This is a genomic window from Thermus albus, assembly GCF_022760855.1.
Classification (GTDB): Bacteria; Deinococcota; Deinococci; order Deinococcales; family Thermaceae; genus Thermus; species Thermus albus.
In genome coordinates this window covers 1-20,156 of the sequence record NZ_JAKTNR010000006.1, presented here as the reverse complement: position 1 = coordinate 20,156, position 20,156 = coordinate 1, and the positions used below count along the sequence as shown (strand labels likewise).

Sequence of the window (20,156 nt, the reverse complement as noted above, 5' to 3'; positions counted from 1 at the left end):
GGCCTATCACGGCCAAAGGCCATACAAGAGGCCGTAAAGCCCCACGCCCAGGAAGACGGCCAGGCCCAGGTTTCCCGTAAGCCGCGCCCCCAGGTAGGTGCCCAAAAGGGCCAAGGCGGTGAGGAGCCACCCGGGGGAAGGGGGTGGGCCGAAGGCCGAGACCAGGAAAAGGGCCACCACCAGGGCTGGCCCCGCCTGGCCGGCCCTCAGGCTCTTTTCCCCCCGCCAGGGCAGGAAGCGGAGGAGGAAGGTGCCCAGGGCCAGGAGAAAGAGGGCCAGGGTCATGGCTTCCTCCCCCAAAGAAGCCCCAGGACCCCGGCCAGGAACAGGCCCCAGGCCGTCTGGCCCAGGAGGTGGAAGGCCAGGGCCACCCCGCCCGCCAGGAGGGCCGCGGGGTTCTTAAGGTGGGGCAGGGCCAGGAGGAGGAAGAGGGCCGGAAGGGCGAAGGAAAGGGCCGCTCCCAAAGCCGGCCAGGCCAGAAGCCCCTTGGACCCCAAGGCCCCCATGGCGGTGCCTAGGTTCCAGGAAAGATAGGCGCCCAGGCCCAGGCCGAGGAAGTAGCCCCGCCGCTCCCTTGGAAGGAGGCCGGGAAGGGCCTTTAGGGCCAGGGCGAAGACCTCATCCGTGAGGAAAAAGGCTTCTAGGGGTCCTCCTTTTAGGTAGGGCCTGAGGGCAGGGCCGTAGAAGGCGTGGCGTAGGTTTAGGAGAAGGCCCAAGGAGGCCGCCAAGAGGGGTGGTACCCCCTGGGCCAGAAGCCCCACCAGGGCAAACTGGCTGGCCCCGGCGAAGACCAGGAGGGAGGTGAGCTGGACCCAAGGGTAGGGAAGCCCCGCCTGGGTCCCCAGGGCGCCGAAGGCCACGGCCACGGGGAAGTAGCCCAGGGCAATGGGCCAGGCGGCCTTTAAACCCCGCCTCACCCTGGCCTCCTTAGGAGGAAAAGGTGGGTCCCCCCATCCCAAGGACCACTCCCATGGGTGGCAAAAAGGCGGAGATGTTGCTCCACCTGGAAACCCGCAGCTGAGGCCAACTCTAGAAAACGCGCTGCAGAGGTCTTTGTTTCCACCTCGTAGTCCAATCCCGCCAGCAAAGCCTGCAACTCTAGGCTGGCAAAGGAGGCAAAAGGGCCCGAGCAAGCCCGCACTTCCTGCAAAGCCTCCTCCGCCAACCTCCTAAGGCCCCTGGTCTCCCCTTGCAAAGCTAAGATGCGTAAGGCCCAAAGGGCCTCGCAATCCTCCAAAGGGAAGGGGACCAGATAGGCCGTGTGGTGAAGCACCAGGTGGCGGATCCGTTCCTCCCGGGTAGCAAAGGGACTCACAAACTCGTCCGCTACCGCCAAAAACCCCCCGGGGCGTAGGAGCCGATAAGCTTTATCCAGAAAATTCCAAGTAGACATGCGGTGGCTAGACCCCACGGAAAGGACCAAGGGGAAGGCTTCCCCTACTTCCAGCCCGGTAAAGTCCACGGGCAAAACCTCTACCCCTGGAAGCAGCTGGGCCAGGGCTTGCCTCGAGGCCAAACTGGGTTCCACCGCCACCGGTTTTAAGCGGGGAAGGAGCTCTAGGAGCAACAAGAGGTGATGGCCGGGTCCCGTACCCACATCCAAAACCCGCCCCTCCGTCAAGCCCAGGGTTTCCAACCCGTGTGCCAGGAAAAGGGGTTGCCTGGCATACCCGGGGTGCAGAAGCTCCACCTGGGTATAGAGGTCTACGGGTATGCGGCTTTCCCAACCGCCTTCTGCGGAGGAATCGGCAAGGGGTTCGGGCGTTTTGAAGAGAAGAGGCGTTGGATCCGCCACCTCGCCCTTGAGAAGCAGCCCTTCCCAGGCCAAAGCCCGCAGAAGGAGGCTGGAGCTTTCCCGATAAGGCCTCAGGTCTTCAACGGGGGCGTGGAGTAGGGCGAAAGCCTCGCCCAAAAGCCCCCGGCCCGCGAAACGGGGCAGGGGGGCGAAAGGCAGGCTGAAGAGGTAGGTACGGCTCCCTCCCCAACGAACAAAAACCCCCTCCCAAAACCCCGGCGCAAGCCAGCGGCCCTCCAAGACCACCCCTCCCACCCCCAGGCCCACCTCCCGTAAAGCCAAAGAGGCCTTTTCCTCGCTACCCATCTCCCCCTTGGGCCAAAAAACTGGTGGATAGTGGAGAAAAACCAAGAGGCTTGCTCCTTCCTCACTGGCATACAGATGGGGGACATCCCCAGGAAAATCCACCTCTTCCCCTGGACCCACCTCCTTGCCTGGGGGTGGCCCCACCCGGGCCTTTCCCCTTAGGCCAATCACCCGCTCGCAAATGCCAGACTCGTGGGGCTCCGCATGGCGCAGGGAATGGGGATAGAGATCCATACGGTAGACTTCCAGGGTACCACCCCCGCGCTCTCGGCTTTGTTCAATAAGTTGAACAGCCAGGCCTTCCTCTCCTACGGGCTGGGCCTGAACCAGCTCGCTGAAGGGAACCTCCAAGGCCTGGGCTAAAGCCCACAAGGTGGCGAGGGTAGGGTTGGCTCTTCCCGCCTCTAAGGCGTATATCAGGGATCTAGCCACCCCAGCTTTGGCCGCTAAGCCCGACAGGGTAAGCCCTTTAGCCTGGCGCAGCCGTTGAAGCCTCTGTCCTATATAATAGGACACATTGTCTTTCATATTAGACATGCTAAGGCCGCCCTACCCCCGCGTCAAGCCCCGAGGTGAGCCCAACTCGGCCAAGGAATCGAAAGCCTTTAGCGGATCTCCACCCCGCCCCAGCGCTCCAAAAGCCTAAGGGCCTCCACGTGGTCGGCCTCTGGGTCCAGCTCCCTCTTGGCCATCTCGTACACCTCCCGGGTGAGGCGGAGGAGGGGGCTTGGGGCCTTCTCCCCGTCCAGAACCCCCATGGCGATGCCCAGATCCTTCACCAACAGGCCCAAGGCGAAGGTCTTGGGGAAGGCGCGGGTGAGGACCCTTTGGGGGATCAGGTTCTCCGTGGCGTTGGAGCGGCCACTGGAGGCGTTGATGACCTCGAGGGCCTTCTCCGCGGAAACCCCTTGCCGCACCAAGGCGAGGAGTCCTTCCCCCGCCGCCCAGAGGTTCACCGCCAAAAGGGCGTTGTTGATGGCCTTCACCGCGTGCCCCGCCCCCACGGGCCCCACGTGGACCACCTTGGCGGCGTAGGCCAGGAAGGGCCTCACCCTCTCCACCGCCTCGAGGGGCCCCCCCATCATCACCGTGAGGGTGCCCTTCTCCGCCCCTAGGGTTCCGCCGGAAACCGGGGCGTCCAGGTAGACCACGCCCCCTTCCAAAAGGCGCTCCGCCAACCTCCGGCTGGCCTCGGGTTCCCCGCTGGTGGCGTCCACCCAGTAGGTGCCAGGTCGCAAGTGGGGCCTAAGGGCTTCCGCCACCTCCACCACCTCCTTGGTGGTGGGCAGGCAGGTGAAGATCACCCTAGCCTCCGCCACCCCTTCCAGGGGCACGGCCTGGGAGCCAAACTCCTCCTGGTGCTTTAGGGCCTTGGCAAAGGTGCGGTTCCAGACCAAGGTGGGAAACCGCTTGGCCAAATGGGCGGCCATGGGGTAGCCCATGGCCCCGAGGCCGAGGAAGGCCACCTTCTCTAAGGGCTGATCCATGTCCCCTTTTTACCAGAGCCTGAGGAGCTTGGCGAGGCCCCGGAAGAGGAGGAGGAAGAGGAGGCTAAAGGCCATGGCCACGCCCAGGAAGACGAGAAACCCCACCCCAAACCCCAGGCCCAGGACCATCTGCCTAAGCCACAGCCCTGCAGGGAAGGCCAGGGCCCAGGTGAGGAGGAGGTTTTTCCAGGTGGGCTGGTGGTAGGTTCTGAGAAAAGGGGCAAGGAGCAACCAGACGAAAAGCACCGGGAGGACGTTGCGGGCCAGGCCCCCTAGGCTGATGGGTTGGCCATGGGATAGAAGCCCCGCTAGGGCAAACAGAATCAGGGCCAGGAGGTCCAGGAGGAAAAGGGGGGTGGCGGTGCGGCTTCCGGTCATGGCCTCAGGCTACCCAAGGACCCCCCTACCTCCGGGAGGCCTCCAGGAAGACCCTATCCGCCCGGTAGGAGCTTCGCACTAAGGGTCCGGCGAAGACCTCCCTAAAACCCAACTCATATCCCCAGGCTTCATAGCGCCTGAAGTCCTCAGGGGGTACGTACCGCTCCACGGGCAGGTGGGCCGGGGTGGGGCGCAGGTACTGGCCCAGGGTGAGGATGTCCACCCCCGCCTCCCTCAGGTCCCGCATGGCCTCGAGGATCTCCTCCTCCGCCTCCCCCAGGCCCAGCATGAGGCTGCTCTTGGTGAGAACCCCGGGCCGGTAACGCTTGGCGTGGGCCAGGACCTTGAGGGTTTGCTCGTAGCCCGCCCGGGGGTCCCGCACCTTAGGGGTGAGGCGGCGCACGGTTTCCAGGTTCTGGGCATAGACCTCAGGGCCCGCATCCAAAACCGTTTCCACCGCCTTCAGGTCCCCCTGGAAATCGGGGGTAAGGGCCTCCACCAAGACCCCGGGAGCCCTCTCCTTGATGGCCCGGATGGTGGCGGCGAAATGGGCCGCCCCGCCATCGGGGAGGTCATCCCGGTCCACGCTGGTGAGGACCACGTAGCGGATATTGAGCCGGGCGATGGCCTCCGCCACCCTCCTGGGCTCCTCCGGGTCCACGATGCCCCTAGGATTCCCCGTGTCCACGGCGCAGAACTTACAGGCCCGGGTGCAGATGCTTCCTAGGATCATCACCGTGAGGGTACCGTGGCTCCAGCACTCCCCCACGTTGGGGCAAAGGGCCTCCTGGCAGACGGTGTGCAGCTTGAGCTCGTTCACCGTGGCCTTCAGGGCCTGGTACTTGGCTCCCGTGGGCAAGGTGGCCTTGAGCCAAGCGGGCTTCTGCCGGTCCACGGGCTCTGGCCGGGCCTGGGCCAGGCCGCGCTTCACCACCTTAAGCTCCACCACCTCCCCCGTGGGGGTGGAAAGCTCCACGGTCTCAAACTTGGGCTTCACCGTGCACCTCCTTAAGGGGCCGCATCCCGAAAACCTCCGCCACGGCCGCCACCACCCTCTCCTTGACCTCCTCCATGGGCACCGGGCGGCCCAGGAGCTTGGCCAAGGAGGTGACCCCTTTGCCCTTAAGCCCACAGGGGATGATGACGGAAAAATCGTTCAGGTCGGTATTCACATTGAGGGCAAAGCCGTGGAAGCTCACCTCCTCCTTCACCGCCACCCCGATGGCGCAAAGCTTCTCCTCCCCCACCCAGACCCCCGCATACCCCGGGGTGGGGTAGGCCTCGATGCCATAGGAGGCCGCCACCCTTACCATAGCCTCCTCTATCTGCCGCAGAAAGCGGCGCACCTCCCGGCCCACGGGGAAGATGGGGTAGCCCACCAGCTGCCCCGGCCCATGATAGGTGACATCCCCGCCCCGCTCCACCCAGTAGAGTTCAAAGCCGTTCTCCCTATACCAGCTTTCGGGGAAAAGGAGGTTCTCCCCCGTGGCCTTCCGGCCTAGGGTGATGACCCGGGGGTGCTCCAGAAGGAGCAGGGTGGGAAGGCGCTCTCCTCGCACCACCTCCTGATGCACCCTTTTCTGGTACTCCCAGGCCTCCGCGTAGGGCACCAAGCCGAGGTCCTCCACCAGGAACTCCACGTCCCTAAGCATACGCCAGGGAAAAGCTCGGGCAAAGTATCAGGCCTTACCCCCTGATTCCCCATCCCCTCTATCGTTCCCCCAGTCCCTCCAAGGCGGGGTCTACAGAAGGGCTTTTCTAGGGCCCCTGTCCTGGGGCAAGCCCGGGCGCGGTGGTATGACCGTCCCCTGACCGGGCCCTGACAAGGGGAGCCTAAGCTAGGGACATGGACCTGGAAAACCGGCTGGAGATGCTCTTGGAGCTCCACCCCGAATCCCTGGACCCCAGGGTGGCCGAAACCCTCATGGACGAGGTGCTGGCGGTTTTCCGCAAGCACCTCCCCCTCAGGAGCCTCGAGGGCCTGTTGGAGAAACGAGGGGCCACCTGGTCCTCCTGGTGGCCCTGGAGCTGGCCTAGGTCAAGAGGTGGACCAAAACCAGTCCCTTAAGGCCTCGGGCAGGCGGCGCAAAAGGAGGGTTACCTAGGGGCTACCAGGTAGCGGGCCTTGGGCCTAGGACTAAGAAGGGCTCTAAGCACCACCTCCGCCACCCTTTCTGGGAGCAGGCCCCTTTTGGCGCTGGCCCTGGCCATCTTGCGGGCCACCTCCAGGTAGCGGCCATACACCCCTTCCGTACCGGGAGGAGGGGGCTCCAAGTAGGTGGCCGCCCAGCGTTCCGAGCGTTCCCAGATAGGGGTGGCCACGGGCCCCGGTTCCACCAAGACCACCCTCACCCCAAAGGGAAGGAGCTCCACCCTCAGGGCATCCGCCAGGGCCTCGAGGGCAAACTTGCTGGCGGCGTAAGGCCCCATCAGGGGCAGGGCCACCAGGCCGGAAACGGAACCCATCAACACCACCCGCCCCTGGCCCTGGCGGAGGAGGGGAAGGAAAGCCTTCACCGTGGCCCAAGCCCCCAGGGCGTTCACCTCCCATGCCTGGCGGAAAACGGGAAGGGGAACCAGCTCCAAGGGGCCAGCCACCACGATGCCGGCGTTGGCCACCAGGCCGTCCAAACCCTCTTTCTCCAAAGCCTTCCGTGCCTTCAGAAGGCTTTCCTCCTGGGTCACATCCAGGAAAAGGGGCTCCACCCCCAACGCCTTAAGGGCCGCCGCATCCTCCGGTTTGCGCACTCCCCCATGGACCCGGAAGCCCTTTTGGGCCAAGAGTCGGGCCGTGGCCAGGCCGATGCCGCTACCCGCTCCCGTGATCAGCACGCGCCGCATAGGAAAAGCTTAAGGACCCCCGGCTGTCCAGGGGTCCCCGCAGCCTGCCGGACCCATGGCCCCTACTGGGCCACCACGCTCACCTTCAAGGCTATCGGCACCTCGGGGTGGGGCTTGTAGGTGAGGACGTACTCCCCCAGCTCCTTGATGGGCTTTTCCAGCACCAGGCGCTTGGGGTCAATGGTGATGCCGTGCTGCCGGGAAAGGGCTTCGGCGATATCCTTGGCGGTAACGGAGCCATAGATCTTGGTCTCCCCCGCCCGCACCGGGATGGTGAGGGTGAGGTTCTCCAGGATCTCCTTAAGACGCTCCGCCTCCGCCTTCCTCTCCGCCAGGCGCTTGGCCTGGGCGCGGATCTTGGCCTCCAGGGCCTTCAGGTTGCTCTCCGTGGCCAAGACCGCCAGGCCCCGGGGCAGGAGGTAGTTCTTGGCGTAGCCGGGCTTCACGTTCACCACCTGGCCCACATCGCCCAGGTTTTCCAGGGGTTCAAGCAGGATGACCTTCATGTCCACCCCCTATTTGCGCACCAGCTTCTCCGTGAAGGGAAGAAGCCCCAAAATCCTCGCCCGCTTGATGGTCCGGGCCAGGATGCGCTGCTCCTTGGCGGTGAGCCCCGTGCGGCGGCGGGGAAGGATCTTCCCCGTCTCCGACAGGAACCGCTTCAGCACCTCCACGTTGCGGTAGTCCTTCAGATCAAACTCCCCCAGGCTGGCCTTGACCTTGGCCTTCCTGGAAGGACGCTTCTGCGTCTCCTTCTTGGGTTTAGCGTTCTTCGTGCTCAAAACGGCAAATCCTCCTCCGGCGGGAAGTCTTCCAATCCTTCGTCAATGTCCACCCCACCCGTCTGGACAGAGCGCCCTGGCTCTTGGGGCCTGCTTCCGCCGGCTCTTTCAGGCCCACGGGTGGGTCGCTCCAACCTGAGGGCTTCCACACGGGTCTGGAAGCGCCTCTCCCCGGTGGAGCTGGTCCAGGAGTCGTTCACCAAACGGCCGATCACCAAAAGCCCCTCACCCCGCTTGAGCTCGGAGGCCCACTCGGCCAGGTCGCGCCAGGCCTGAACCTCTATGAAATGGGTCTTTTCCCCATCCGGCCCTTGGCCCGGACGGCGCTCGTTCACCGCCAGGCCCAGCCGGACCACCGCCGTCCCCTGGGGGGTGTAGCGCAGATCGGGATCGCGGGTGAGGTTACCCATGAGGATCACCTGGTTTAGGGCGTGGCGGAGCCTGGGCTGGCCCCGGGCATCCTCCACGGTTTCCCGCCCTCGGGCCTCCAGGGGATCGATGAAGTCCGCCCGGATCTGGAGCTCGCTCCGCCTCTCCCCATCCCGCTCCCACTGCCGGTACTCCAGCCGCCCCTCCACGAAGACCAGCTGGCCCCTTTCCAGGACGTCCCCCCACATCTCCGCCTGCCGCCCTAAAAGGCGCACCCGGTGGTACCAGGACACCTCCTTTTCCCCAGAGGCATCCCACAGGGTACCCTGGCCCGCGAGGCTTAGGTCCAAAATGGCCATGCCCCCAGGGGTGTAGCGCATGTCCGGACGGGCGGTAAGGGTTCCGATGAGAAATACCCGGTTCAGGCCTCGTGCCATGGGAACAGTTTACGCCTTGGCGAGGAAGGGCTCCTGAGTTTTCACCACCATGACCCGGCGCACGTTATCCCTTAGGCGAAGCTCCCGGGCTAGGTGGTTCACCCGGTCTTCGGGCATCTCCACCTGGTACCAGAGGAAGTAGCCCTGGGTGTCCTTGGCGATGGGGTAGGCCAGGCGGCGTACACCCCATTCCTCCACCTTCTCCACCCGAGCGCCGAAGGCCTCGAGGGCCTTACCGATGATCTCCTTCTCCAGGGCGAGCTGGGTCTGGTCCAGGTTGGGGCTCAGGATGATGTTCACCTCGTACTTGCGCATCCACACCTCCTTTCCGGGCCCGGCAGGCCGCACGAAGGATGATTATACCCTCTCTTCCCCCCCAAAAAAAGACCCAGGGGGCCCTAAGGCCCCCACCTGGCTCCGCGGGCAGGACTCGAACCTGCGACCAACCGGTTAACAGCCGGCCGCTCTACCAGCTGAGCTACCGCGGACCGACCGCACTAGGCACTATAGCAGGAGGCCCGGGGAAGCGTCAAGAAGAAGACCCCGGGAACCTCCCGGGGTCCGGCCCAAGCCTGGCCTAAAGCTTCTTTAGGGCCTGGGTGAGCTGGGTGAGGACGTTTTGCGCGTCGCCATAGAGCATCCGGGTGTTGTCGGCGTAGAAGAGCTCGTTCTCCACCCCAGCAAAGCCCTTGCCCTGGCCCCGCTTGATGACGATCACGTTCTTGGCCTTGTCCACGTCCAGGATGGGCATGCCGTAAAGGGGGCTTCCCGGGCGGCGGGCGGCGGGGTTCACCACGTCGTTGGCCCCGATCACCACCGCCACGTCCACGGTGGGGAACTCGGGGTTGATCTCCTCGAGGTCCTTGAGCTTGTCGTAATCCACCCCGGCCTCGGCCAGGAGCACGTTCATGTGCCCGGGCATCCGCCCCGCCACCGGGTGGATGGCGAACTTCACCTCCACCCCCTTGCTCTCCAGGAGGTCCGCCAGCTCCTTTACCTTGTGCTGGGCCTGGGAGAGGGCCATGCCATACCCCGGCACAAAGACCACCTTCCCCGCATAGGCCAGCATCACGGCGGCATCCTCCACGTCAATGGGCTTGAGGCTCCCCTTGACCTCCCCCGCCTCCTGCTCCACGCCAAACCCACCCATGAGTACGCTCATGACGGAGCGGTTCATGGCCCGGGCCATCAGCACGGTGAGAAGGGTACCCGCCGCCCCCACCAGGGTTCCCGCCACCATCAAGGCCGGGTTCCCCACGGCAAAACCCTCAAAGCCCACGGCCATGCCGGTAAAGGCGTTGTAGAAGGAGATGGCCACGGGCATGTCCCCGCCGCCGATGGGTAGGGTCATGAGAATGCCGAAAAGCAAAGCCAGGAGGAAGAAGAGCACGATGCTGAGGGTGGGATCGTTCCAGAGCAGGGAGAAGCCCAAGAGAACCGTGATGAGAAGGACCAGGGCGTTCACCACCTTCTGCCCGGGGAAAACGATGGGCCGGCTTTTCATGATTCCCTGAAGCTTGGCAAAGGCGATGAGGCTTCCCGTGAAGGCCACGCTCCCGATGAGGCCGCCCAGGATGGCCAAGGCCATGAGGCCCGGGTTCTCAAAGGCCCCCTTCAGGAGCTCCACCGCGGCGATGGTGGCCGCCGCACCCCCACCCATGCCGTTGTAGATGGCCACCATCTGGGGCATGTCGGTCATGGCCACCTTGACCGCCGCCCACCAAGCCACCACCGAGCCCACCAAGAGGGCGATGAGCATGAGGCCAAAGTTGTGCATCCCCGGCCAGAAGAAGGTGGCCACCACCGCCAAGGCCATGCCCCAGCCCGCCCACACGATGCCGCTTTTGGCGGTGGTGGGGTGGGCCATGCGCTTTAACCCCACGATGAAGAGGATGGCCACCACAAAGTAGGCTGCTTGGATGAGATCCATTACTGACCACCCCCCTTGCCCGGCTTTTTCTCAAACATCTCCAGCATGCGCACCGTCACCGCATACCCCCCGGCGGCGTTGGCCGCCCCCAGGATCACCCCCAGGAAGCCAATGAGCTTTTCCAAGCCAGTTTCCGCATGCCCCAAGACCACCATGGCCCCCACCACCACCACCCCGTGGATGAAGTTGGACCCCGACATCAAGGGGGTGTGGAGGATCACGGGCACCCGGGTGATGAGCTCGTAACCCAAGAAGGCCGTGAGCACAAAGATGTAAAGGGCAGACCAGAAGCCAAACTCCATCACGCACCTCCCACGAGGGCCTTGGTGGGCCCGTGCAGGATCTCGCCTTCCCTCATCAGAAGCGCTCCCTGGACGATCTCGTCCTCCCACTTGGGGGCGAACTCGCCCTTTTCTATAAGCAGGCCCGAAAGATTGAGAAGGTTCTTGGCGTACATCTCCGAGGCGTGTACGGAAAGCTCGCTGGGGAGGTTCAAGGGGCCATAGATCCTAACCCCCCTCACCTCCACCACCTCTCCGGGCTTGGTGAGGACGCAGTTACCCCCGCTTTCCGCGGCCAGATCCACCACCACCGTGCCCGGCTTCAAGCGCTCCACCATGTCCTCGGTGAGGAGGATGGGGGCCCGCCGGCCCGGGACCTGGGCGGTGGTGATGATGGCGTCCATCCCCGCCACGTGTTCCCGTAAGGCTTCGTGTTGGATGCGCTTTTCCTCCTCGGTGAGTTCGCGAGCGTAACCCCCCTCCCCTTCGGCACTGATGGGCAGCTCAATGGGCTTGGCCCCCAAGGAAAGGGCCTGCTCCACCGCCGCCTTGCGCACGTCGTAGGCGAACACCTGGGCCCCCAGGCGCTTGGCGGTGGCGATGGCCATGAGCCCCGCCACCCCCACCCCCATGACCATCACCTTGGCGGGGCGGATGGTACCCGCCGCGGTGGTAAGCATGGGGAAGAAGCGGGGGGAAAGCCTGGCGGCATGGATGGCCGCCAGATACCCCGCCACCGTGGCCTGGCTGGAAAGAGCGTCCATGCTCTGGGCCCGGGTGATGCGGGGGATGAGCTCCATGGCGATCACCGTGGCCTTCTTGGCCGATAGGGCCTTTACCAGGTCCAGGTTCTTGTGGGCCTGAACAAAACCCACCACAATGGCCCCAGGCTCCAGGGCCCCGATCAGGTCTTCCGGTGGCGGCTGGACAGTGAAGAGGAGATTGGCGCCCTTTAGGAGCTCTCCTCGCTCCACCACCTCCGCCCCTGCCTCCTGGTAAGCGGCGTCAAGATGATAGGCGCCTTCCCCAGCACCCTTTTCCACCCGTACCCTGGCCCCTCCCTTCACCAGGCGGGCCACCACCTCGGGCACCAGGGCTACCCTTCTTTCCCCTGGGGCCCTTTCCTTGGGAACCGCTATGGTCACCATAGGACCTCCTCCGCGCCAGTATACCAACGGCATCCATGGGCATCTGTCCTGAGCCTCGAGGCTGACCCACTGGTCAGAAGCAAGTCCTTATGGAAAAATGCCCCCATGCGGCCCTCGGGGCTCAAGATCGCCGCTGTACTGCTCTTGGGGATCTTCGCCATCAGCTTCGGGAGCATCCTGGTGCGCTTGGCCTTGGCCGCTTCCGGGGACAAGAGCCTAGCCTTCAGCCTGGTGATGAGCGCGGGAAGGATGGGCCTAGCCGCCTTGCTCCTCCTCCCGGGGTGGCGAAGACCCTTGGCTGGGCTGGCAGGGCTTCCCTATGCGGTGGCCGCCGGGGCCTTTTTGGCCCTACACTTTGCCCTTTGGATCACCTCCCTCTCCTACACCTCCGTGGCTGCCAGCACGGCTTTGGTGACCACCAACCCGGTTTGGATCACCTTCTTCGGCTGGCTTTTCTTCCGGGAAGCGCCCTCTTTCCTAACCCTCTTGGGCGTCGGCATAGCCCTCTTGGGAGGGTTGTTAATAGGTTTAGGGGATGCCCAAGGAGGCGGGGGCACCAATCCCCTCCTGGGGGACCTCCTGGCCCTCTTGGGAGCGGTGGCCGCCTCCTTATACTTCCTCCTGGGCCGGGAAGCCCAGAGGCGAGGCCTTTCTATTTTGGAGTATATCCGGGTGGCTTACACCACCGCAGCCCTCCTCCTCCTTCCCCTCCCCTACCTCTTTGGGGGTGGCTATGGGGACTACCCGCCTGCGGTCTACGGCTACATCCTCCTCATGGCCCTCCTGCCGCAACTGGTGGGGCACACCAGCTTCAACTGGGCCACCCGGTACATCCCCCCGGTCCTGGTCACCTTAGCCATCCTCTTTGAGCCGGTGGGGGCAAGCCTCCTAGCCTTCCTCCTCTTTGGGGAGCTTCCTGGGATTCCCGTGCTCCTGGGGGCCCTAGTCCTCTTGATAGGGGTGGGGATGGCCGTGGTGGGAGGGCGTAGGTGATCCACATCGCCTTAGCCGCCCTCCTCTGGGGCCTGGGTGGGGCCCTGGCCGGGCGGTTCATGGGAGAGATCCCCCCTTCGGTCCTCATTCCCTTGCGCTTTCTCCTCAGCTTCCTCCTGCTCCTTCCCCTGGTGCTTCGCTTCCCCCCGGCCGCCACGGAGTGGCCTAGGCTTGTTCAAGTGGGCCTGGCCCTTTCCGGAGCCCAGGCCTTTTACTACCTGGCCATCCACGCCACCACCGTGGCCACGGGAATCTTCCTCCAGTACCTGGCCCCGGCCCTCCTCACCCTCTACGCCCTCCTAAGGAGGGAAAGGCTTCCCGGCAAGGCGCTTTTGGGCGTGGCCCTAGCCCTTTTGGGGGCCTATGTGCTGGTGGTGGGGTCCAAGGGTTTCGCGGCAAGCCCCGTGGGGGTGGCTTATGGACTCCTTTCCGCCCTTTCCTTCGCCCTTTATGCGGCCTTTTCCCAGGGGCTAAAAACCCCGCCCCTGGTGAGCCTAGGCGTGGCCACAGGGGTGGGAAGCCTCCTTTCCCTACCGGTACTCTTGACCCACCTGTCCCAGATACTGGCCCTAAGGCCTGGGGACTGGGGGGCGGTGGGCTATCTGGTGGTCTTGGGCACGGTGGTGCCCTTTGGCCTTTTCCTCCTTGGGGTGCGCACGGTACCCGCCCGCAAGGCAACCCTCATCGCCATGCTGGAGCCGGTGGCGGGGGCGCTTTTCGCCTGGCCCCTGGCGGGGGAGCCCCTGAGCCTCGAGGCCCTCTTGGGCGGCACCCTCATCCTCCTCGGGGTCGCCCTGAACCGGAGGTGATATGGCAGCGCGGGTTTTCTTCCTCTTTACCCTGGGCTACTTCCTCTCCTACTTCTACCGCTCGGCCAACGCGGTCCTCTCCCAGGACCTCTCCCAGGACCTGGGCCTAAGTCCGGCGGAACTCGGCTTCATGACCAGCCTCTTTTATCTCTCCTTCGCCGCAGTCCAACTACCCTTAGGTGGCCTTCTAGACCGGTATGGCCCGAGGCTCATCACCCCGGCCCTCCTCCTTTTGGCCGCTTTGGGAAGCCTGGTCTTTGGCCTGGCGCAAAGCTTTCCCGTCCTGGCCCTGGGCCGGGCCCTCATCGGCATGGGGATGGCCGCGGCCCTCATGGGTTCCTTGAAGGCCTTTAGCCTGTGGTTTCCCAAAACCTACGCCACCGTCTCCACCCTTCTCGTGGGTCTAGGGGCCACGGGAGGGCTTTTGGCCGCCACCCCCTTAGCCTTGATGAAGGAAGTCCTAGGCTGGCGCGGGGTTTTCCTGCTGGGTGCAGGCGTGGTGGTCCTGGTGGCTCTCCTCATCCACCTGGGGGTACGGAACACCCCGCCGGGGGTTCCCTGGCCCAAAGGTGGGGGAGGAGGGGGGTTGGCGGAGGTCCTGGGCAATGCCAGGCTCCTGCGGGTAGCCTTCTTGGCCCTGGCCTTTGCGGGAAGCTTCCTGGCCCTGCAGACCCTTTGGGCCGGGGCTTACGCCTACGCCCTGGGCCTGGGAACCGTGGAGGTGGGGAACCTCCTCCTCCTCTACTCCGGGGGTGCGGTTTTGGGCTTCCTGGTTTCCGGCTACCTGGCCGACCGCCTGGGCACCGCCAGGGTGCTGGTGGGCGCTGCCTTTCTGTTCGCCTTGGGCCTAGCCCTTTCCCTCCTCAAGCTTTTGGCCGTGGCCTATCCCCTTATGGGCTTTTTCGGGGCCTTCAACATCCTCACCCTTACCCAAGCCCGGGAACTGGTCCCGCCCCACCTGGTGGGGCGGGGCACCACCTTGGTGAATCTCTTCGGCATCGGGGGGACCTTCCTCCTGCAGTGGGGGGTGGGGGTGGCGGTGGCAACCTTGGGATACGGCTTCGCCTTTGCCGGCCTTCTTGGCCTTTTGTTCCTGGCCCTTCTCCTTTACCGGCCCCTTCTCGGTTTGGGGAAAACCTTGGGGTGAAAAACTCCCGGACCCCATCCGGGCGCTTTTGCGGAAAAGGTACGGGCGTTCCCCAGGGCCCAAAAGTGGTATCCTTCCTAGGCCCTGAGCCCTCTTGGAGCACATCCCAGTTCTCCCATCAGGCGGCGAACTTTGTTATAGGACCTCGAGGCCTCTCGGGAATCCTTTGCGATTGGGGGCCGATTTCTGGCCTGTTAGCCAATGGCCCAGCCTGGGCAAAACTAACACTTTTGCGTTAAACTCCCTCCATGCTAGCCCAGGTGCGCAGCTACACCCTCTTCGGCCTGGACGCTATTCCGGTCACCGTGGAGGTGGATGTTAGCCCCGGGCTTCCCAGCTACGCCCTGGTGGGGCTACCAGATAAGGCGGTGGAGGAAAGCCGGGAAAGGGTCCGGGCGGCCCTCAAGAACTCCGGCTTCCCCTACCCCCAGGCCCGGGTAGTGGTGAACCTGGCTCCGGCGGAGTTGCGTAAGGAGGGAAGCCACTTTGACCTGCCCATCGCCTTGGGGCTTCTGGCCGCCCAGGGGGTGGTGCCTTTGGAAAGCCTCTCGGGCCTGGCGGTAGCGGGGGAGCTGGGCTTGGACGGTTCCTTGCGCCCGGTGCCCGGGGCGGTGAACCTGGCCCTGGGGGCATTGGGGGAGGGGAAAAGGCTCCTCCTTCCCCTGGAAAGCGCCAAGGAGGCCGCCTTGGTGGAGGGGGTGGAGGTCTACGGGGCGGAAAGCCTCCTGCAGGCGGTGGCCTACCTAAGGGGGGAGGAGGACCCAAAGAGGGCGGAGCCCGAGGACCCCGTGGCCGCCTTAGAGGTTTTGGACCTGCGGGACGTGAAGGGCCAGGCCAAGGCCAAAAGGGCCCTGGAGATCGCCGCCGCCGGTTACCACCACCTCCTCATGGTGGGAAGCCCGGGCTCGGGGAAGACCATGCTGTCCAGGCGCCTTCCCTTTCTGCTTCCCCCTTTGAGCCAGGAGGCGGCCCTCGAGGTGAGCCGCATCCACTCCGCCGCCGGGCAGGTCCTCAAGGGCCTGGTGCGCACGCCCCCCTTCCGCGCCCCCCACCACACGGTGAGCTACGCCGGCCTCATCGGGGGCGGGGCCATTCCCAAGCCGGGGGAGGTTTCCCTGGCCCACTGGGGGGTGCTTTTCCTGGATGAGTTCCCCGAGTTTTCCCGGGACGCCTTGGAGGCCCTGCGCCAACCCCTGGAGGACGGGGTGGTGACCGTTTCCCGGGCCAAGGCCAGCCTCACCTTCCCCGCCCGCTTCCTCCTGGTGGCGGCCATGAACCCCTGCCCCTGCGGCTGGTATGGGGATCCGGAAAGGGCCTGCACCTGCACCCCCACGGGCCGCCAGCGCTACGTGGGAAAGATTTCTGGGCCCCTTTTGGACCGCTTTGACCTGGTGGTGGAGGTGCCCCGCCTGACCCCCCAGGAACTGGCCCGGGCCCCCGAGGGGGAAAGCACCGAAACCGTGCGGGAGCGGGTCCTAAGGGCCCGGGAGAGGATGCTATCCCGCCAAGGCCGGCCCAACGGGGAGCTGGCGGGGAGGGCCTTGCGGGAACACGTGCGCTTAGGCCAAGGGGCGGAAGCCCTTCTCCAGGCGGCAGCCAAGCGGTTGCTCCTTTCCGCCAGAAGCTATGACCGCATTCTGCGGGTGGCCCGCACCATCGCGGACCTGCAAGGGGCCGAGGGGGTGGAGGAAGGCCACGTGGCCGAGGCCTTGGCCTACCGCAGAAACCTTTAACCCGCTTGGCTGGCCAGCCAGGGGATGAGGGCCTCCGCCGCCTGGAGGTTGGTGGCCAAGGGTACCCCGTGCACGTTGCACACCCGCATGAGGGCCTGCACATCGGGTTCATGGGGCTTGGGGGTGAGGGGGTCTTGGAAAAAGAGCACGCAAAGCACCTTCCCCTCTGCCACCTTCGCCCCGATCTGCATGTCCCCGCCCAAGGGGCCGGAAAGCACCCTTTTCACCCTTAGCCCGGTGGCCTCCCTTATGCGCCTTCCCGTGGTGCCCGTGGCCAGGAGGGGAAAGCGGGCGAGGAGCTCCCGGTGCCTTTGGCAGAAGGCCACCATATCGTCCTTTTGGGCATCGTGAGCGATGAGGGCTATGGCCTTCATGGGGCCATTGTATGCTCCAGGCCATGGAAGCCCTCACCTTCAAGGAGGCCCAAAGGCAGGTGGACGCCTGGATCGGGCAGTTTCAAGAGGGGTACTTCCCGCCCCTCCTCATGCTGGCCCGTCTAGTGGAGGAGCTTGGGGAAGTGGCCCGGGTTCTGGCCCACCGCCACGGGAAAAAGCCCAAGCCGGGGGAGGAGGAAGGGGATCTGGCCATGGAACTTGCCGACCTCCTCTTCGTCCTCATCTCCCTGGCCAACCGGGAAGGGATTGACCTGGAGGAGGCCTTCCTCAAGGCCATGGCCAAGTACCGGCACCGGGACGGAAGGCGTTGGACCCCAAAGGATCAAAGGCCGTAAAGGACCCGGTACTTCTCCTCCAGGTAGGTGAGGAAAGGCCCAACGCTAGGAGGCTCGCCGGTCACCCGCTCCACCAAGACCTTGGGCCGAAAGCGGCTTCCCTCGGCGTGGATCCTCCTCCGGGTCCAGTCCAAGAAGGGCCGGAAGTCCCCTCGGCGGAAGAGGGCCTCGAGGTCCCCAAGCTCCTCCTGGGCCTTCTGGAAGAACTGGGCGGCGTAGAGGTTACCCAGGGTGTAGGTGGGGAAGTAGCCGAAAAGCCCCCCGGACCAGTGCACGTCCTGCATCACCCCGTCCTTGTAGTCCTGGGGGGCCACCCCCAGGTAGGCCCGGTACCGCTCCGCCCAGGCCCCGGGGAGGTCCTCCAGGGAAAGCTCCTCCCGGAAGAGGGAAAGCTCCAGCTCCAGCCGTACCAGGATGTGCAGGTTATAGGTGACCTCGTCCGCCTCCACCCGGATGAGGGAAGGCTCCACGGCGTTGATGGCCCGGTGAAAGTCCTCCAGGGCCACGTCCCTGAGGCTTGGGAAAACCTCCTGGGCCCGGGGGAAGAACCGCTCCCAAAACCCCAAGGACCGGCCCACCAGGTTCTCCCAGGTGCGGCTTTGCGACTCGTGAACCCCTAAGGAAACCGCCTCCCCCCTGGGGGTCCCCCAGTGCTCCTTGGGCAGGCCCTGCTCGTAGAGGGCGTGGCCCATCTCGTGCAGGGTGCCGAAGATGCCGGCGTTGAAGAAGTCCTCGTAGTACCGGGTGGTGATGCGCACATCCCCGGGGCCGATGGAGATCTCAAAGGGGTGGGCGGTGGGGTCCAGGCGGCCGGCCTCAAGGTCGTAACCACAGGCGGCAAGGAGCTCCAGGGCAAAGGTCCGCTGGGCCTCCTTGGGATAGTGCCGGTGAAGGATGCCTGTATCGGGCCTCCTTCCACTCCCCAAAATGCGGTCCAAAAGCCCCTGAAGCCCCGCCCTAAGCCCAGCAAAAAGCCCCTCCAACTCCCGGGCCCGCATCCCCGGCTCAAACCCGTCTAAAAGGGCATCGTAGACCTCCCCATAGGGGGGGTCCCCGGGGGCTACGGGAAGGCTATGGAGGATCTCCGCCTTCTCCTTGGTGAGGGCAAACACCCGGCGCAAATAGGGTAAAAACCCCTGCCAGTCGTTCCTGGGCCGGGCCTCCTCCCAGTAGCTTTCCGCCTCGCTTTGCGCCAGGGCCAGCTCCACCGCAAGCCGCTCGGGAATGGCCCGGGCGCGCTCGTAGGCCTGCCGCCACTCCCTTACGTTCACCGCGGCATCGGAATGGGGGTCCCGCACCAGGGGAGAACCCTCCACCAGCGAAAGCCAGTCCCCGATCCTGGGGTCGGTAGCCCGCTGGTGGAGGAGCCGAGCCAAGGCCGCCATCTGCCTGGCCCGGTGTTCATGCCCCTTCTTGGGAATCATGGTGCGCTGGTCCCAAGCCGCCAAGGCCCCCAGGGAGGCCAGGTAGGCGGTTTCCCTTTGGAACTCCAAAAGCTCCCGATAAGCGGTTTCCGGCGTCACGGGAGCATCATACCCCTGGCCTTGTTAAAGCCCCATGAAACCCACCTGGTTCAAGCCAGCTCCTTGGGGGCTGACCTAGGCCTCCCATCCAAATAGAAGACTTTACTTATCTCTGACATTTACTTGTTATCATATGCTTATGAGACTGGCACTGACCCTAGCCCTAGGTCTTCTCACAGTAGGCCTTTTCAGTCTAGGAGGCACCTGGTCCCTGCTCGGGGTGGTCCTGTTCTTCCTCGTCGCCCTTCTCTTTGAAGAGGAAAGCCCCTCCAGCTCGCCGCCAAAGCCCTCAGGACAAGCTTAAAATGCCACCATGTGGCCTGCCTTTGCCTTCATCCTTGGCCTGGTGGTGGGCTCCTTCCTGAACGTGGTCATCCACCGCTTGCCCAAAGGGGAGTCCATCGTCTTCCCACCCTCCCGTTGCCCCGCCTGCGGGCACCGCCTGGCCCCCAAGGACTTGGTCCCCGTGCTCTCCTACCTGGCCCTTAGGGGGCGGTGCCGCTACTGCGCCCATCCCATAAGCCCTCGCTACCCCTTGGTGGAGGCCCTCACGGGCCTCCTCTTTGCCCTGGCCGCCTTCTTCTTTCCCCCCTCGCCCCAAGCCTTCCTCACCTTCGCCTTCCTGGCCCTTCTGGTGGCCCTTTCCTTCATAGACCTGGACACCTATGAGCTTCCCGATAGCCTCACCTATGGCCTCCTTTTCCTGGGGCTCCTTTCTGCCTACCTCCACTCTGGGGCCCCTACACCCCAGATGAACCACTCCTTTCCCCGCTCCTTTTCCCAAGCTCTGGATGGAAGCCTCCTGGCCGCCGGGGTCCTGGGTCTGGTGGCCGGGTACGGGGCCCTCCTCCTCAGGCGTTTCCGGGAGGGACGGGCCGAGGTCCCCGTGGGGCCCCACCAGGTGCACATGGCCGCCCTTTTTGGCGCCCTCTTGGGTCCTGGGGTAGGGATGGCCCTGGCCTTCCTCACCTGGGCCCTTTCGGGGCGCACGGGAAGGCCCGTGGTGCTTCCCGACCGGATCACCCTTCCCCTTCTACCCCTGGCCTGGGCCCTGGCCCCTTACCTGGGGGCCGACCTTCTTAGCACCTTGAAAGGCTCCCTTTTGAGCGCGGGAGGACTGGCGCTGGCCGGGGGGCTTTACTGGGCCCTTAGACCTCAAGAGGAAGGAGGGGAAGAGGAGGAACCCGTGGCCATGGGCTATGGGGATGTGAAGCTCCTGGGGGCCCTGGGGGCCTGGCTTGGGCTTTATAGCCTTCTCGCCCTTTTCCTGGGGGTGCTGGCCGGGGCCTTCTTTGGCCTAGCCTTCCGGCAGCGGAAGGTCCCCTTTGGCCCCTACCTGGCCTTAGGGGGGGTGGTGGCCTTCTTCTTTGGGGAGGCCTTGTGGCGGGCCTATCTGGCCTGGCTGGGGCTATAGTTAGAGAAAAGGGGGGTGTGGGGGGCTATAATCCCCCGGTTTTCAAACCGGGG

At 64.8% G+C, this 20,156-nt stretch carries 24 protein-coding genes, 1 tRNA gene and 1 pseudogene; 8 read left to right on the top strand and 18 right to left on the bottom strand.

Annotated features, from left to right (window positions below; translation table 11 throughout):
- Window positions 1-6: 6 nt before the first annotated feature.
- The 7 genes from L0D18_RS07425 to lipB all read right to left on the bottom strand — a co-directional run bounded on the left by L0D18_RS07425 (window position 7) and on the right by lipB (window position 5,606).
- On the bottom strand, window positions 7-285 hold the full coding sequence (locus L0D18_RS07425; RefSeq protein WP_243028248.1) for a branched-chain amino acid transport: 279 nt from the start codon (window positions 283-285) through the stop codon (window positions 7-9).
- Window positions 282-917, bottom strand: coding sequence for an AzlC family ABC transporter permease (locus L0D18_RS07420; protein ID WP_243028247.1), 636 nt, complete (start codon window positions 915-917; stop codon window positions 282-284). Before L0D18_RS07420 ends, L0D18_RS07425 begins: the two co-directional genes overlap by 4 nt.
- Entirely contained in the window at window positions 914-2,629 is a 1,716-nt protein-coding gene (locus tag L0D18_RS07415) for a helix-turn-helix domain-containing protein (protein ID WP_243028246.1), read from the bottom strand. Before L0D18_RS07415 ends, L0D18_RS07420 begins: the two co-directional genes overlap by 4 nt.
- Before the next feature lie 77 nt (window positions 2,630-2,706).
- A complete protein-coding gene (locus L0D18_RS07410; protein WP_243028245.1) occupies window positions 2,707-3,588 on the bottom strand; it encodes an NAD(P)-dependent oxidoreductase in 882 nt (293 codons plus the stop codon).
- Between the two features lie 9 nt (window positions 3,589-3,597).
- Window positions 3,598-3,966 (bottom strand): DUF3054 domain-containing protein, encoded by a 369-nt coding sequence (locus tag L0D18_RS07405; RefSeq protein ID WP_243028244.1) that lies wholly within the window; start codon window positions 3,964-3,966, stop codon window positions 3,598-3,600.
- Window positions 3,967-3,991: 25 nt separating this feature from the next.
- Window positions 3,992-4,963, bottom strand: a complete 972-nt coding sequence (gene lipA, locus L0D18_RS07400) for a lipoyl synthase (protein WP_243028243.1) — start codon at window positions 4,961-4,963, stop codon at window positions 3,992-3,994.
- Window positions 4,947-5,606 carry a lipoyl(octanoyl) transferase LipB gene (gene lipB, locus L0D18_RS07395; RefSeq protein WP_243028353.1) on the bottom strand — a complete coding sequence of 220 codons (660 nt, stop codon included), beginning with the start codon at window positions 5,604-5,606 and terminating at the stop codon, window positions 4,947-4,949. The genes lipA and lipB overlap by 17 nt, the downstream gene beginning before the upstream one ends.
- A gap of 206 nt (window positions 5,607-5,812) precedes the next feature.
- Here lipB and L0D18_RS07390 point away from each other — a divergent pair, with 206 nt between their 5' ends.
- On the top strand, window positions 5,813-6,034 hold the full coding sequence (locus L0D18_RS07390) for a hypothetical protein (RefSeq protein WP_243028242.1): 222 nt from the start codon (window positions 5,813-5,815) through the stop codon (window positions 6,032-6,034).
- Here the strand turns inward: L0D18_RS07390 and L0D18_RS07385 are convergent.
- The 9 genes and pseudogenes from L0D18_RS07385 to L0D18_RS07345 form a co-directional block, all read right to left on the bottom strand.
- Window positions 6,005-6,807: pseudogene (locus L0D18_RS07385) on the bottom strand (SDR family oxidoreductase). The gene L0D18_RS07390 and the pseudogene L0D18_RS07385 sit on opposite strands and share 30 nt — an antisense overlap.
- 62 nt (window positions 6,808-6,869) lie before the next feature.
- Entirely contained in the window at window positions 6,870-7,313 is a 444-nt protein-coding gene (gene rplI / locus L0D18_RS07380) for a 50S ribosomal protein L9 (protein WP_243028240.1), read from the bottom strand.
- A gap of 9 nt (window positions 7,314-7,322) precedes the next feature.
- Window positions 7,323-7,589, bottom strand: a complete 267-nt coding sequence (gene rpsR, locus L0D18_RS07375) for a 30S ribosomal protein S18 (RefSeq protein ID WP_243028239.1) — start codon at window positions 7,587-7,589, stop codon at window positions 7,323-7,325.
- Window positions 7,586-8,395 carry a single-stranded DNA-binding protein gene (gene ssb, locus L0D18_RS07370; RefSeq protein ID WP_243028238.1) on the bottom strand — a complete coding sequence of 270 codons (810 nt, stop codon included), beginning with the start codon at window positions 8,393-8,395 and terminating at the stop codon, window positions 7,586-7,588. The genes rpsR and ssb overlap by 4 nt, the downstream gene beginning before the upstream one ends.
- A gap of 9 nt (window positions 8,396-8,404) precedes the next feature.
- Window positions 8,405-8,710 carry a 30S ribosomal protein S6 gene (gene rpsF, locus L0D18_RS07365; protein WP_243028237.1) on the bottom strand — a complete coding sequence of 102 codons (306 nt, stop codon included), beginning with the start codon at window positions 8,708-8,710 and terminating at the stop codon, window positions 8,405-8,407.
- 97 nt (window positions 8,711-8,807) lie between these two features.
- Window positions 8,808-8,883: transfer RNA gene (locus L0D18_RS07360), tRNA-Asn, on the bottom strand.
- An 89-nt stretch (window positions 8,884-8,972) separates the two neighbouring features.
- Window positions 8,973-10,325 (bottom strand): NAD(P)(+) transhydrogenase (Re/Si-specific) subunit beta, encoded by a 1,353-nt coding sequence (locus L0D18_RS07355; protein WP_243028236.1) that lies wholly within the window; start codon window positions 10,323-10,325, stop codon window positions 8,973-8,975.
- Entirely contained in the window at window positions 10,325-10,627 is a 303-nt protein-coding gene (locus L0D18_RS07350; RefSeq protein WP_008630585.1) for a proton-translocating transhydrogenase family protein, read from the bottom strand. The genes L0D18_RS07355 and L0D18_RS07350 overlap by 1 nt, the downstream gene beginning before the upstream one ends.
- Window positions 10,627-11,754 carry an NAD(P) transhydrogenase subunit alpha gene (locus L0D18_RS07345; RefSeq protein ID WP_243028235.1) on the bottom strand — a complete coding sequence of 376 codons (1,128 nt, stop codon included), beginning with the start codon at window positions 11,752-11,754 and terminating at the stop codon, window positions 10,627-10,629. Before L0D18_RS07345 ends, L0D18_RS07350 begins: the two co-directional genes overlap by 1 nt.
- Before the next feature lie 105 nt (window positions 11,755-11,859).
- Between L0D18_RS07345 and L0D18_RS07340 the strand changes: the two genes are divergently transcribed.
- The 4 genes from L0D18_RS07340 to L0D18_RS07325 all read left to right on the top strand — a co-directional run bounded on the left by L0D18_RS07340 (window position 11,860) and on the right by L0D18_RS07325 (window position 16,436).
- Window positions 11,860-12,747, top strand: coding sequence for a DMT family transporter (locus L0D18_RS07340; RefSeq protein WP_243028234.1), 888 nt, complete (start codon window positions 11,860-11,862; stop codon window positions 12,745-12,747).
- A complete protein-coding gene (locus L0D18_RS07335; RefSeq protein ID WP_243028233.1) occupies window positions 12,744-13,556 on the top strand; it encodes an EamA family transporter in 813 nt (270 codons plus the stop codon). The genes L0D18_RS07340 and L0D18_RS07335 overlap by 4 nt, the downstream gene beginning before the upstream one ends.
- A 1-nt stretch (window position 13,557) precedes the next feature.
- Window positions 13,558-14,703, top strand: a complete 1,146-nt coding sequence (locus L0D18_RS07330) for an MFS transporter (protein ID WP_243028232.1) — start codon at window positions 13,558-13,560, stop codon at window positions 14,701-14,703.
- A 248-nt stretch (window positions 14,704-14,951) separates the two neighbouring features.
- A complete protein-coding gene (locus L0D18_RS07325; protein WP_243028231.1) occupies window positions 14,952-16,436 on the top strand; it encodes a YifB family Mg chelatase-like AAA ATPase in 1,485 nt (494 codons plus the stop codon).
- Here the strand turns inward: L0D18_RS07325 and mgsA are convergent.
- Window positions 16,433-16,810: a methylglyoxal synthase gene (gene mgsA / locus L0D18_RS07320; RefSeq protein ID WP_243028230.1), complete on the bottom strand. Its 378-nt coding sequence runs from the start codon at window positions 16,808-16,810 to the stop codon at window positions 16,433-16,435. The genes L0D18_RS07325 and mgsA overlap by 4 nt on opposite strands.
- An 11-nt stretch (window positions 16,811-16,821) precedes the next feature.
- Here mgsA and L0D18_RS07315 point away from each other — a divergent pair, with 11 nt between their 5' ends.
- Entirely contained in the window at window positions 16,822-17,166 is a 345-nt protein-coding gene (locus L0D18_RS07315; RefSeq protein ID WP_243028229.1) for a nucleotide pyrophosphohydrolase, read from the top strand.
- Here L0D18_RS07315 and L0D18_RS07310 read toward each other — a convergent pair.
- On the bottom strand, window positions 17,154-18,689 hold the full coding sequence (locus L0D18_RS07310) for a carboxypeptidase M32 (RefSeq protein ID WP_243028228.1): 1,536 nt from the start codon (window positions 18,687-18,689) through the stop codon (window positions 17,154-17,156). The two genes, L0D18_RS07315 and L0D18_RS07310, sit on opposite strands and share 13 nt — an antisense overlap.
- Before the next feature lie 139 nt (window positions 18,690-18,828).
- On the opposite strand from L0D18_RS07310, the gene L0D18_RS07305 reads away from it, so the two are divergent.
- Together L0D18_RS07305 and L0D18_RS07300 are read left to right on the top strand one after the other, a co-directional pair.
- A complete protein-coding gene (locus L0D18_RS07305) occupies window positions 18,829-18,993 on the top strand; it encodes a hypothetical protein (protein ID WP_243028227.1) in 165 nt (54 codons plus the stop codon).
- A gap of 9 nt (window positions 18,994-19,002) precedes the next feature.
- Window positions 19,003-20,103, top strand: a complete 1,101-nt coding sequence (locus L0D18_RS07300) for a prepilin peptidase (protein WP_243028226.1) — start codon at window positions 19,003-19,005, stop codon at window positions 20,101-20,103.
- Window positions 20,104-20,156 lie beyond the last annotated feature (53 nt).

Bases quoted from the DNA above. Each gene is read 5' to 3' on its own strand.
- L0D18_RS07330 (WP_243028232.1), top strand. From the start codon at position 13,558: ATGGCAGCGCGGGTTTTCTTCCTCTTTACCCTGGGCTACTTCCTCTCC.
- L0D18_RS07345 (WP_243028235.1), bottom strand. From the start codon at position 11,754: ATGGTGACCATAGCGGTTCCCAAGGAAAGGGCCCCAGGGGAAAGAAGG.
- L0D18_RS07410 (WP_243028245.1), bottom strand. From the start codon at position 3,588: ATGGATCAGCCCTTAGAGAAGGTGGCCTTCCTCGGCCTCGGGGCCATG.
- rpsF (WP_243028237.1), bottom strand. From the start codon at position 8,710: ATGCGCAAGTACGAGGTGAACATCATCCTGAGCCCCAACCTGGACCAG.
- L0D18_RS07340 (WP_243028234.1), top strand. From the start codon at position 11,860: ATGCGGCCCTCGGGGCTCAAGATCGCCGCTGTACTGCTCTTGGGGATC.
- mgsA (WP_243028230.1), bottom strand. From the start codon at position 16,810: ATGAAGGCCATAGCCCTCATCGCTCACGATGCCCAAAAGGACGATATG.
- L0D18_RS07305 (WP_243028227.1), top strand. From the start codon at position 18,829: ATGAGACTGGCACTGACCCTAGCCCTAGGTCTTCTCACAGTAGGCCTT.
- L0D18_RS07355 (WP_243028236.1), bottom strand. From the start codon at position 10,325: ATGGATCTCATCCAAGCAGCCTACTTTGTGGTGGCCATCCTCTTCATC.
- L0D18_RS07415 (WP_243028246.1), bottom strand. From the start codon at position 2,629: ATGAAAGACAATGTGTCCTATTATATAGGACAGAGGCTTCAACGGCTG.
- ssb (WP_243028238.1), bottom strand. From the start codon at position 8,395: ATGGCACGAGGCCTGAACCGGGTATTTCTCATCGGAACCCTTACCGCC.
- L0D18_RS07350 (WP_008630585.1), bottom strand. From the start codon at position 10,627: ATGGAGTTTGGCTTCTGGTCTGCCCTTTACATCTTTGTGCTCACGGCC.
- L0D18_RS07325 (WP_243028231.1), top strand. From the start codon at position 14,952: ATGCTAGCCCAGGTGCGCAGCTACACCCTCTTCGGCCTGGACGCTATT.
- rplI (WP_243028240.1), bottom strand. From the start codon at position 7,313: ATGAAGGTCATCCTGCTTGAACCCCTGGAAAACCTGGGCGATGTGGGC.
- L0D18_RS07390 (WP_243028242.1), top strand. From the start codon at position 5,813: ATGGACCTGGAAAACCGGCTGGAGATGCTCTTGGAGCTCCACCCCGAA.
- L0D18_RS07300 (WP_243028226.1), top strand. From the start codon at position 19,003: ATGTGGCCTGCCTTTGCCTTCATCCTTGGCCTGGTGGTGGGCTCCTTC.
- L0D18_RS07315 (WP_243028229.1), top strand. From the start codon at position 16,822: ATGCTCCAGGCCATGGAAGCCCTCACCTTCAAGGAGGCCCAAAGGCAG.
- L0D18_RS07425 (WP_243028248.1), bottom strand. From the start codon at position 285: ATGACCCTGGCCCTCTTTCTCCTGGCCCTGGGCACCTTCCTCCTCCGC.
- L0D18_RS07405 (WP_243028244.1), bottom strand. From the start codon at position 3,966: ATGACCGGAAGCCGCACCGCCACCCCCCTTTTCCTCCTGGACCTCCTG.